The sequence below is a fragment of the Vibrio sp. YT-15 genome (genome assembly GCF_033337445.1).
GTDB classification, from domain to species: Bacteria; Pseudomonadota; Gammaproteobacteria; order Enterobacterales; family Vibrionaceae; genus Vibrio; species Vibrio alginolyticus.
In genome coordinates this window covers 412,229-424,111 of the sequence record NZ_JAWOQR010000001.1, presented here as the reverse complement: position 1 = coordinate 424,111, position 11,883 = coordinate 412,229, and the positions used below count along the sequence as shown (strand labels likewise).

Annotated in this window: 9 protein-coding genes; 1 reads left to right on the top strand and 8 read right to left on the bottom strand. The window is 43.1% G+C overall.

Annotated elements, in window-relative coordinates; genetic code table 11:
* Nucleotides 1–7: 7 nt before the first annotated feature.
* The 8 genes from R7D93_RS01815 to malK all read right to left on the bottom strand — a co-directional run bounded on the left by R7D93_RS01815 (nucleotide 8) and on the right by malK (nucleotide 9,961).
* Complete coding sequence (locus R7D93_RS01815) at nucleotides 8–1,255, bottom strand: O-antigen ligase family protein (protein ID WP_213867852.1); 1,248 nt, start codon at nucleotides 1,253–1,255, stop codon at nucleotides 8–10.
* Nucleotides 1,221–2,273 carry a glycosyltransferase gene (locus R7D93_RS01810; RefSeq protein WP_213867851.1) on the bottom strand — a complete coding sequence of 351 codons (1,053 nt, stop codon included), beginning with the start codon at nucleotides 2,271–2,273 and terminating at the stop codon, nucleotides 1,221–1,223. The genes R7D93_RS01815 and R7D93_RS01810 overlap by 35 nt, the downstream gene beginning before the upstream one ends.
* Nucleotides 2,274–2,275: 2 nt before the next feature.
* Nucleotides 2,276–3,085: a putative capsular polysaccharide synthesis family protein gene (locus R7D93_RS01805; protein WP_213867850.1), complete on the bottom strand. Its 810-nt coding sequence runs from the start codon at nucleotides 3,083–3,085 to the stop codon at nucleotides 2,276–2,278.
* The gene (locus tag R7D93_RS01800) at nucleotides 3,063–5,243 is read right to left on the bottom strand and encodes a GumC family protein (protein WP_225496351.1); all 2,181 of its coding nucleotides are present in this window, start codon (nucleotides 5,241–5,243) and stop codon (nucleotides 3,063–3,065) included. The genes R7D93_RS01805 and R7D93_RS01800 overlap by 23 nt, the downstream gene beginning before the upstream one ends.
* Nucleotides 5,244–5,258: 15 nt before the next feature.
* Nucleotides 5,259–5,792, bottom strand: a complete 534-nt coding sequence (locus R7D93_RS01795) for a polysaccharide biosynthesis/export family protein (protein WP_005375265.1) — start codon at nucleotides 5,790–5,792, stop codon at nucleotides 5,259–5,261.
* 12 nt (nucleotides 5,793–5,804) lie between these two features.
* Nucleotides 5,805–7,010, bottom strand: a complete 1,206-nt coding sequence (locus R7D93_RS01790) for an outer membrane beta-barrel protein (RefSeq protein ID WP_172563907.1) — start codon at nucleotides 7,008–7,010, stop codon at nucleotides 5,805–5,807.
* Between the two features lie 10 nt (nucleotides 7,011–7,020).
* Nucleotides 7,021–8,421: an undecaprenyl-phosphate glucose phosphotransferase gene (locus tag R7D93_RS01785; RefSeq protein WP_033906767.1), complete on the bottom strand. Its 1,401-nt coding sequence runs from the start codon at nucleotides 8,419–8,421 to the stop codon at nucleotides 7,021–7,023.
* Nucleotides 8,422–8,842: 421 nt separating this feature from the next.
* Nucleotides 8,843–9,961: a maltose/maltodextrin ABC transporter ATP-binding protein MalK gene (gene malK / locus R7D93_RS01780; RefSeq protein WP_172563906.1), complete on the bottom strand. Its 1,119-nt coding sequence runs from the start codon at nucleotides 9,959–9,961 to the stop codon at nucleotides 8,843–8,845.
* Between the two features lie 672 nt (nucleotides 9,962–10,633).
* Here malK and malE point away from each other — a divergent pair.
* Nucleotides 10,634–11,812 carry a maltose/maltodextrin ABC transporter substrate-binding protein MalE gene (gene malE, locus R7D93_RS01775; RefSeq protein ID WP_005375272.1) on the top strand — a complete coding sequence of 393 codons (1,179 nt, stop codon included), beginning with the start codon at nucleotides 10,634–10,636 and terminating at the stop codon, nucleotides 11,810–11,812.
* Nucleotides 11,813–11,883: the final 71 nt, after the last annotated feature.

Here is an 11,883-nt window from a genome sequence, read left to right as displayed (position 1 = left end):
TCCTTGATTATTCATATTCGTGGTGATGGTTTACCGGAAAAGTATGAGCAATGGCCCTTGAGTCGTTGCTCATGCTGATCATGACGGGTAATAAGAGTATTAAAATTATGGTGGTGTTTACCGCAACGAAAAACACCATGATGAGGGCGTATATCGCAAGTAATAGGCTTTTTCTGTTTTCATTAAGACTACGGAAGCAAAAGCGAATAAAAAGAAAATAACCACCAAACAGCAGACCAATACCAAGCAATCCGTATTCAATTGCGGTATCTAACACAAAGTTGTGGGTGTAGATCGCCAGCTCATCATAATTAAAGTAACTGATCATAAAGTTGGGTAACATTTTCGCGCCGACACCTAACACTGGGTGTTGAAGTAAAATATCTAGCCCATTGGCAAGTAAAAGTTTTCTATGAAGATTCGATACCCAGCGGGCTTCACTTTGGTTGGCAAATAAGACGTCTTCTTGGGTTATTTCCAATGTGTCTGCTAGAGTTTCAAACCCAACGTAGAGTGTGGTTGTGACGGCAGTAAACACAATGAAGCTCAAGGCTAATAAAATCGCCCACGTGTACGTTTCGCTGAGCGATTTTCTCATTAAGTTTTTTACGAGCAGTTGGTCAAAGAAGAAAAGCAGACAAAAACCAAGTAGCGCTTTTCTTTCTTGTGACAACACCAGTAATACTAAAGCTACGAGCATCAAAAGGTGGAAAGCGCGAATTTTATCTCGATAAAGGTACAGTAGTGAGCACAGTACACCGAACCCGTATTTACTTACCCCGAGTAACTTAAACCCGCTTTGATAGCCCTGAGCAAAGTGCCATAAGGCAACGAGCGTACAGATGAAAAACAACAGATACGTGAAATAAACCATTACCCGTTCGTCATCAAACACGCCATAGGCGTACATTAGGCTCAGTAGGCACAAAATCGCTAACCATTGCACAGTTTCTATAACTAGCGGCATTAAAGGGACGCGATTTAGCAGACCATTTATGAACACATACCCAGTGAACAATATGAGGAACCCCATACAGGGATGCATGAGTTTTTCAGCTTTTCCTTCCAATACCACTAATGCAGTAAAACTAATGGACAAAAGGCTTGCGATGTCAGATGGGGCTAGCGCTATTCCTCCAGCACGAAACTTCATAGGAATAAAGAACAATGCTAATAGGCATGCTGCAAGCAATGAGGCGCGATGGCTCGATGGCACGGAACTATTTGTTGGCGCAAAGCTGCTGGTAGATTCCATAGTAACCTTCACGAAATTTATCGATGGTGTAGAGAGAGGCCCTATTGACTGAGTATTGACTTGCAGCGTCATACCGCTCAACACTTTCACACAGCTGGAGAACTTTTTGGCTCAGTTCAGTGGCGTTACCAACTTGAAATAAATATTCGGCACGTCCGGTGACGTCATCCAAACCAGGTACGTCCGATGATAATACGGGTAAGCCTGCTGCCATGGCCTCAACCGCCGCCAAGCCAAAGCCTTCGACGTGCGACGATTGCACGTAAATATCCATGTCGTTCAAAAAGGCTGGAACGTCAGAAACTACGCCATGAAAGTGAACACGTTGCGCGATGTTGATTTTTGTTGCCAATGCTTGCAGTGACGATTTTTTTTCTCCATCTCCCGCAAGGTGGAGTTCGTATCGTCTTGGTAAATGGATAAGTGCTTGGATAAGCGTTTCATGATCTTTATGTTGGTGAAGTCGGCCCACCATTCCAATCTTGATAACTGGTTTGTCGATTAGGTGGCTGGCGAATCTTGGTGTCATAGAAAACCTTTTTAAATCAACGCCATTGTGCACCACGTGATATTTGTGTTGGTAGCGAGGCATGAACTTCACCAGTTCATCTTGTACTTTTTCACTAATACTGACCGTCAAGTCGTGGCCCCAATACAAGACGTATTCCATGAACTTAAACAGCGGATAGTCACGTCGACGGTTATAAGAACAGTGCTCAGTCTGGATTCGTTTTTTACCTACCGCCAATAGCGCTAGGTAAATGGAAGGGTAGAGGTGCCCGTGAACGACATCCGGCCAACGCAGCAAAGAGAATTTCTCACTCAATGACAATGTGCGCCAGTTAAAACACTCTATCCCTTGGGCGGATAGCATTGGTAAGTAATCATTTTCATCACACAAGACCAAAATTTTGATTTCGTATTCAGGCTTATGTTCTAAAACAAGGTCGACTAAGAACTTCTGAGCACCGCCGTTCTGAGAAAGATCATTAATAATATGTAGAATCTTGGTTTTCATGATTAATTGGTCAGATATTGCTGTTTAAGGTCGATGATTTCTGCATTTGAGAAAAAGTGCTTCGTCAATTTAGAATTCAGCATTTCTTCAACGTACTCGGGTGTTGGTTGAAATTGCGTTTTGAATTCTTTCAGTAGTGGCGAGTACCATTTGTTGTCTGATTGATTTTCATAAACAACATCCACGGGGTAACCTAAAAAGTCTTCAACTGCGGAGTTAGCCTTTGTTAGCTTGTCACTTCGAATGACCAACAGTGAGAAGTTATTGTTATGGTATGTTTGATAGCCTACTTCGTGATTAAAAGACTCGTTAAACACATCAATCCCTGTTAGTTGTTTGATCTCGTTGTCAAACCACTGCAGCGCATATTGATGATTCATGTGCTTATCAAATGCTTCTTGGAGTAATTGCGGTCGTTCGGTACGTATTGCGCTGTCATCCTTTAGATATTTGTCCGCCATCCAAAAAGGAAGTGCTTGAAAGAACATTGAGACATTTCGTCCGATCGGTTCACGCACCAGCGAGATAATTCGAACTTTTTTTTTGCGCTTTAACATATGGCTCATCGTTATACGCTTTAGTCGTCGCTTTAACGCATTGATCTGAGGCTTATGCAATTGCGCTCTAACGGGGGATATTTGTTTTTGCGCATCGACGGTCATAAGGTCGTGCAAGTGAATCGAGTCAGGAATGGAATGCTCTAATGCACTCGAACCTACTTTGCCCATTTGATAGATCAATACCGGCTGTTCTTGGCTTTTCAACGTTTGGTACCAAGATAGGTTTACGTTAGTAGGCGTATTTCTGGACATAAAGCGTCTCTCCTTCCTTGGCCTTGGCTTGTGTGATTAAGACGCCAAGAGATGGAACTGAGTGTTGTATTTGTTTAGATAACGCAAGGTTAACCAGTGATGATTTTGTTGATTCTGAGCGAATGACGGTAATCAGACCATTGGCATATTGACCAAGAATAAGTGCGTCACTCACTGACAGTAGGGGCGGTGTATCGATAATGATCCGGTCATACTTATTTTGAAAATGTTCGAGCAACTTTTTAAAGCGATCAGAAGCCAGTAATTCCTGTGGGTTTGGCGGAATTAGGCCGGCCGATAATACATCTAAGTTGGCTTCTTTTATATGTGTAACACAATCTTTGATTGGCGTATCCATCGTCAGGATATGCGTTAAGCCAGGGCTTGATTCAGCAATACCGAATCGCTTTGCGATGGAAGGTCGACGTAAATCGCAGTCGATGATCAACACCTTTTCCATTTTTGAAAACGACACCGCCATATTGATACTGGTCGATGTTTTTCCTTCTTCTGGAATAGCAGAGGTAAAGGGCAATATCTTTTGCTTCGTGTTGGTTAATCTGAGCAGAAGCGAGGTTCTGACGGAGCGGCAAGCTTCACTAAATAGCTTTTCTTCATCATCTAAATACGCGGTATAACTGACGCCGTTTTTACGCAAATTGCGTTTTTTGACCATAGGAATCACACCTAAACACGTAACACCAAGTTTTTCCTGCACATCGGCTGTGCTTCGGATAACTTCTCGCATCGTTTCTAAGATGATGACTAGAGCGCAAGCAATGGCAAAGCCAAAAAAGGTGGCAATTAGTACCAGTTTGATTCGTTGTGGTGCCACCGGGAATAGAGGAATGATGGCTTTATCAGTAAAGCGAGCAGTGACATTCTTGTAGTCGCTGGTGGCGTTGGTCTCTTTCTCACGATTTAAGAACGCTTCATAGAGTGCCTTATTGGATTCAACCTCGCGTTTTAACTGTTCGTAACGCGCTTTTTGTGACCCTAACGATTGGAAGTCTGACTTTTTGTTATCGAGTTCTGCTCGAAGCATGTCCTCTTGCGCTTTTGCAGCAAGAAGGTCTTGTTGCTTACTGAAGGAAATGTCACGGATGAGTTGCTGGGTTCTAGATTGAATTTCAGCAAGCTGCGCTTTCGCCTGAATCATTCGATCATGTTTAGGTCCGTAGCGCTGTGCCAGTTCAGAGAGATTTTTGGCTGCCTGTGCTTCCGACAATTTTAGATCGCGGATTTGCGCTTGATTAGCGAATTCATCAATTGACAACAAGCTGTCTAAACTTTGCGAAGATTTACGTCGTAACAATTGGATTAACGTCTGCGCTTCAATACGCTTATTAACAGCGATATTCAGCTTGCGAGTGAGTTCTTCTAGCTCATTTGCGTAAATTTCATCAATACCATTTATATCGATCAACCCTTCTTTTAACAAGAATTCTTGCAGCGCTTGCTCCGAGTTACGTAATCGCTCCTCCAATTTTTGAGAGTTATTTGTCAACCAAGTAGCCGCATTTTGTGTAACGACCAATTTGGCTTCAAAATTTGCGTCAATGTAGGCTTGGCCGACCGCGTTGGCGATTGTCGTCGCAAGCTTAGGATCGGTAGAACGAAAGCGAATTCTGACTAATTGGGTGTTACGTACTGGCTCAATATCGAGTTTACTTCTGAAAGCTTGAAGTGCCTGATAATAGGATTCTGAAAACTGGGCGGTTTCTTTTGGGCTTGGTGCCACATTCAGTAGGTCTTGAACAAAAGGAATCGACTTTATTTGGTCGACTTTTTTATTTAACCCCCCTGAGCTTGTGAATTCAGGTAATTGGGTGAGGTTCAGCTCTCTAATGACCTTATCTGCAATATGATTCGATTTTAAAATGGCGATTTGCGTTTGAAAGTACTCTTTTTTTGTCGTGTCGACGCCATATACTTCCTCGATTGAAAGGGCGCTTTTTTGCTCCTCTTGGATGAGTAGCGTAGCTGTAGCTTGGTATATCGATGCTTTGGAGTAGATATACCAAGTACAAGTTAATGAGAACAGAAGCGTGAATGCTGCGATGCTTAGCCAATTCTTTTTAATCGCTTTGAAGTGATGGCCAAAACGAATCAGTTCTACTTTGTTCATCTGGAGATTATTTGGATGAGTCCCGTTCATTTGATTCCCTGTCACTTAAAAGAAGCTCTGGTCAATAAATACAATGTCACCAGGTTCAACGTTGCGGTGCATACTGACCCCTTCCATCGTTTGACCCGTTTTATGCTTGGTGAGGTTAATGCCTTTGCGTGAGGCTCTGTCGGTCAAGCCGCCTGCTAGAGCGATGGCCTTCTCTATGGTTAATCCTGGACGGTACTCAAATCCACCAGGCTTCCTGACTTCGCCATTAACGTAAAACAGACGAAAATTATTGATGGTGACCATCACTTTTGGATTGATGAGATAATCGCCTTTTAAGCCCGTTTCTATTTCGTACTTGAGTTGTTTTGGTGTTTTTTTGATTGCTTTAATTCGGCCAAGGTAGGGGTAATCAAAGTAGCCATCTGACGTTATTAGAATATTTTTAATCGTAAGATCTTCTTCACCATAGACCTGCACGGAAATGGTATCGCCAGTATCGAGTAAGTAATCTTCCTCGTTTGAGTCAGCGTTGACCAAAGTGCTAAATAGCAACAACGCTACACTCATGAATTTGATGAATGCCTTCATTAATAATCCTTTTTACAGAGAAAACTGTGCGCTTAAAGTCCAAATATTTTGTTCGAAGCTATAATCCGATCGGCTAGAGTTTTTATCTTGGTATTGCCAATCGGCTTGCAGCTGTATCCAACGTTTGATCTGATAATCGATACCAAAAGATAGAGTGTACCGATCGTCGTTTCTGGAGATTCCCGTGTAATCATCTTGTTGATAAACAGCACCTAAGCGAGTTGCAAGGTAACTATTCCAATCGTGCTTCAGGTTCAGTCGGTAACGAGTTTGTAGGTTGTAATCGCCATCTTGATCGGGGTTAACCGCCGCTTGAGTGGTTTTCACGCTGACTAGAGTTTGTTCTTGAGGCAACCATTCAAAGCCGATATCCCAACTAAAGCCTTTAAATGTCTCTCGTTGAGCGCTGTCAAAATCTTTGATTTGATAACCGAGTCGAGCGATGCCTTTGGTTTTTCCTGTGACTTCCCATTCGGCACCGGTGTAATAGAAACTGGTGTTGTTATCTTTCGATGGCTGCGCAGAATTTCGGTGCTGATACTCGGTTACGATTTGGTTTGTTCCGACTAACCAATAGGTTCTTGGCGTCGCTCTTAAATAGAACTCCAAATGTGCATTGGGAGCTCGAAAATCGTTGTATTTAGTTTTAGCGTTTGGGCGCCCAGGCAAGCCGTCACGATAGTTTTGATAGGTTTTATCACTATAGCCTAAACCGAATTCGAGTCTGCCTTTGGCACCGTTAGATCCAAAGACATAATTGGTTTTTACATCGTTACGGTTGAACTCTATTGGTGAGTCGATTGCGCTACCATTACCTTCGGTAATATCTTCTCCTCGAACTTCATGCTGGGCGCGAAAACGGTAATCAACCACTAAACGATGACGATGATTAAATTCGAAAAAGTTGGAAAACTGAAAAGTGTGGTCGTCGAAGTCGTTGCGATCGTCAGATGAAAAGCCAGCTTTTAACTTATATAAAATATCTGCGCGATAGCGATTCCGTTCTATACGTGCTAGTAAGCTTGGTTCTATACCCCAAATATTGACCGATTCTACATTGCCGGATTTTTCCGCTTTATTGATGTTGTCATCTCCCTCGTAGAAAGTTTTTACGAGGGGAATCAACTCTATACCAGACTCGGTTTGGTAAGCCATCGGTTCTGCGAGCAAGTCAGTAGAAGACAGACTCAATGCTATTGTCATTGTCAGTTTCTTCATAATCTCAACCTTAGTAAGCGTTAGCACCAGTGAAGCCTTTGAAAACGGTCATAAAGATGATTTTGATGTCCATCCAAACCGACCAATGGTGGATGTAATCCAAATCAAACTCGACTCTCTTTTCCATTTTTTCTAAGGTGTCGGTTTCGCCGCGATAACCATTAATCTGTGCCCAGCCAGTAATGCCTGGTTTTACTTTGTGACGTAGCATGTAGCGATCCACGATCTGACGGTATTCTTCATTGTGTGCCACGGCATGAGGGCGTGGGCCGACAATAGACATGGTCCCTTGCAGTACATTGATAAATTGAGGTAGTTCGTCCAAAGAGGTGCGACGTAGAAATCCGCCAAAAGGCGTAATACGAGGATCGTTCTTTGTCGCCTGTTTCACGTTGGAACCTTGATCCATGGTTGTCATTGAACGGAACTTCCAGACTTCAATCTTGCGTCCATCAAGACCGTAACGATGTTGTTTAAAGATGACAGGGCCTTTAGAAGTTGCCTTAATGCCAATCGCAATGACGAATAGAATAGGGGCGATTAAGACCAAAATAATGCTCGAAAACAAGATGTCTTCAAACCGTTTTACCCAAGAAGAAATTCCAGCAAAAGGTGTATCAAAGACACTTAGTGTTTGAACTTGGCCGATCTGCGCCCAACGAGAATGTAAAAGGTTATAAGTGAAGAAGTCGGGAATCAGATACGTATTTGCGGTGGTATCTGAGAATTGGTTAAGAAGTGACGCAATGCGCTCTTTTGCGTGCATTGGCATCGCGATATAGACGTAATCTACTTCCCCTTTTTTAGCTCGCTCAAGGGCGTGGTCAACAGCTCCTTTAATAGGATAATCAGAATTTGGCAATCTGTCGGAAGATCGTTCGTCGTAAAAGCCATCAAAAAGCACGCCGTGTTCTGTGTGGTTTTGAATTTCGTTAGCTAGGGTAATGCCGTGAGGAGTTTGGCCGATGATGATCGCAGTGCGAGTGTTGAATCCTTTTTTTCTCAAATAGGCTAATCCGGTACGGAATGTTACTCGCCATGCTAAAAGCAGAGCGGGCGTAATCGCAAACCACAGCGCTAAAATTGTGTTATCAAATAAGGTATGGACTTCAGAAAAATACAGCACAATAAAGATAAGTGCAGAAGTCACCGCCCAAGCAACACAGACAATAAACATCTGCTCTTTAAACGAACTGGTTCGCCAAGAGCGATACAGATTGCCGCTTTCTGCCATAAATAGAAAGGAGATGCCTCCAACGAAAGCCAATATGACGTAATCTTTCCCCATCGCAGTATTCATGTCTTTGAACACTAAAAGCAGCATAAAAGAGACGATGACAGCAAGATCTGAGATGCGATATAAAAAAGCGAACTCCATCTCATGAGAGCGGATAAGTCCTTTTTGTTTCATGACTCAGTTTCCCTTCTGACACGCTACCGCCCTTGGGTGTCTTCCCCAATTGCCGTGTCGTGAACGTTATTAGTAGTTAGTGCACAGAGCATTCTGTGGAATGCTGCTGAGTTTTTTGTCACGTGTAATTTCGTTGATAAGTGTAAAAATTTGCGTTGTTGAGGTAAGTGGAAATAAGAATGATATTTAGCCCTTTGGCTAAGTTTGGCGGGTTAGGAAAAAGCTGGTACTTACTTATGAGGAATGAGGAAAAGTATTAAAAATGAAGTATCAGTACAAAGACAATGGTTTATGTGAGGGTAGAAGAAACGGGTGATTTGATTCGTTCACGATTAATGATTTAGTATCGAATTGCTGATATTTATTAAGATAAAAAAATCCCTCTCACTTGAGAGGGATTTTTTGAGTAAGGACGAATGAATTATTCGACTTGTACGCCGTTTTCTTTGTATAGGCGGCGGCATGCGCGACCATCACTGTGGAACAGGTGACAACGATGAGCTGGAATACCGATCTCGATTTTATCGCCAGTGTCGACTGCAAGCGTGTCAGGCTGACGGAAAATAACGTCGGCGTCCGCACCTTCTAGGTTTAGGTATACTTGAGTTTCGTTACCTAGCTTCTCAACAATCATCACTTCACCGTGAATACTTGCATCAGCTTCAGAAGCGGATAATAGGTGCTCAGGGCGAATGCCTAAAGACATTCGGTCGCCGCGGTTAACTGTTGTACCATCCACCGGAATCCAGAAAGATACGCCGTTAGATAGTTGAACTTTGACGCGCTCTGCTTCTACTTCATCAATGAATACGCTCATGAAGTTCATTTTCGGAGAACCGATAAAGCCAGCTACAAAGCGGTTTTGTGGGTAATGGTAAAGCTCAAGCGGCTTACCAACTTGCGATACATAACCGCCGTCTAGTACAACGATTTTATCTGCCATTGTCATCGCTTCTACCTGATCGTGCGTTACGTAGATCATGGTACAACCAAGTTGGCGCTGAAGTTTCGTGATTTGTGCACGCATGTTTACACGCAGTGCCGCATCCAAGTTTGATAGTGGCTCGTCTAGAAGGAATACATTTGGCTGCGATACCAATGTTCGGCCAATCGCCACACGTTGACGCTGTCCACCAGAAAGTGCTTTTGGTTGGCGCTCAAGCAAGTGGCCTAGTTGTAGGATTTCTGCTGCTTGTTCAACACGCTTGTCGATTTCTGCTTTGTCTGCTTTTGCTAGTTTCAAGCCAAATGACATGTTGTCATATAAGTTAAGGTGCGGGTAAAGAGCGTAAGACTGGAATACCATACCAACACCACGTTTGGATGGTTCGACGTCATTCATGCGCTGGTCACCAATATACAAATCACCTGAAGTAATGTCTTCAAGACCGGCAATACAACGTAAAAGGGTAGATTTACCACAACCTGATGGACCTACGAAAACAACAAATTCACCTTCGTTGATTGTTAGGTCTACGTTCTTAGAAATCAGTACGTCGCCATACGCTTTACAAACATTTTTTAACGTGACACTCGCCATGTAGCTCGTCCTCGATCAATTTTTTATTATTCACCGCTCATCATTATATGAATTATCTAGCGAGCAGTAACAGTAGGAATCGGTAAGTTCTTGCGGTTGGTAAGAAAAGTAGGGTAGCACTTCAATAAAATGTCCTGAATAGAAGTGCTACCCATCATAGCCAAGTACGAGTTTCTCTCCCCCACATTATTCGTATTGTCTCCCCCGTGAAATAATTACCACAAACAACACTAATAATGACATTCCACTCGTCTGGCAATGCAAAACCAGCAAATCTTTTTCCTAATACGTAGGCACTGCTGGGAAAGGGTTCTTACCATCCACTCTTGGATGACTGCAGTTTCTAAGATTGTGCGTAGTGCGACATCCTCCTAATAGAAATAATTGTAGGGGGAGTAGAAAGGGAGGAGTAAAAAAGGAGGAGGAAGAAAGCAGTTGGTCGGAAATCACATTATTGCACCACCTAAAGTTGAAACCGATCACAGGAACTATCCATTTTGTGATTTGAGTCTCTTACCCTTGGCGATTTAGATCACGAAAATACGTCATAATTGTAAGGGCGTAGGGATTAGGAGGATGAGACATATTGGATTATTTCAGATGATATATGTCGAAATACGGCTGAACCTCAATGGACTAGCCCTACATCAAAAATATAAAAAGGATACGAACATGAAAAAGTTAAGCGCTGTAGCACTAGGTACTCTTGTTGCTTTGGGTTCTTTTGGTGCTAATGCTGCCATCGAAGAAGGACAACTTACTATCTGGATCAACGGTGATAAAGGCTACAACGGCCTTGCTGAAGTTGGTAAGAAATTTGAAGAAGACACAGGCATTAAAGTGACTGTGGCTCACCCAGATGGCCTTCAAGACAAATTCCCTCAAACTGCAGCGACTGGCGACGGTCCTGATATCGTATTCTGGGCTCACGACCGTTTCGGTGGTTACGCAGAAGCTGGCCTGCTAGCAGAAATTAAACCTTCTAAGAATATTCAAGAAGGTATCGTTGATTTCGCTTGGGATGCAGTACGTTACGACGGCAAATTGATCGGCTATCCAGTTGCGGTTGAGTCTCTATCTCTAATCTACAACAAAGACCTAGTTCCAAACCCACCAAAGTCTTGGGAAGAGGTTGCAGCATTAGATGCAAAACTTAAAAAAGACGGCAAGTCTGCAATCATGTGGAACCTAAAAGAACCGTACTTCACTTGGCCATTAATGGCGGCTGATGGCGGCTACGCGTTCAAATACACTTCTGAAGGTTACGATGTTAAAGACGCTGGTATCGCGAAAGAAGGCGTTAAAGACGCAATGAGCTTCGTAAAAGGCTTAGTTGATAAAGGCGTAATCTCTGCGGATATGGATTACTCCGTGTCTGAGTCTGCGTTCAACCAAGGCAAAACAGCGATGACGATTAACGGTCCATGGTCTTGGGGCAACATTGAGAAGTCTGGCGTTAACTACGGCGTGACTACGCTACCTAAGTTCCAAGGTCAATCTTCTAAGCCATTCGTTGGTGTTCTAACGGCTGGTATCAGCACTGCGTCTCCAAACAAAGACCTAGCAGTTGAGTTCATTGAGAACTACCTACTAACAAACGATGGCCTACGTATGGTTAACAACGATAAGCCTCTAGGTGCGGTAGCACTTAACTCGTTCCAACGTGAGCTTGATTCAGATACTCGTATCGCAGCAACAATGGACAATGCGATGAACGGCGAAATCATGCCAAATATCCCTCAAATGAACGCATTCTGGGGTGCGGCTAAGAACGCAATCATCAACGTAGTTGACGGTCGTCAAACTGTCGATGCAGCTCTTGCAGATGCAGAAAAACAAATGACTAAATAATTAAGTAAGACCTTTTTAAGGAGGAGGCAACTCCTCCTTACTTTTCTATATTTATTCTATATTCGCTAGCA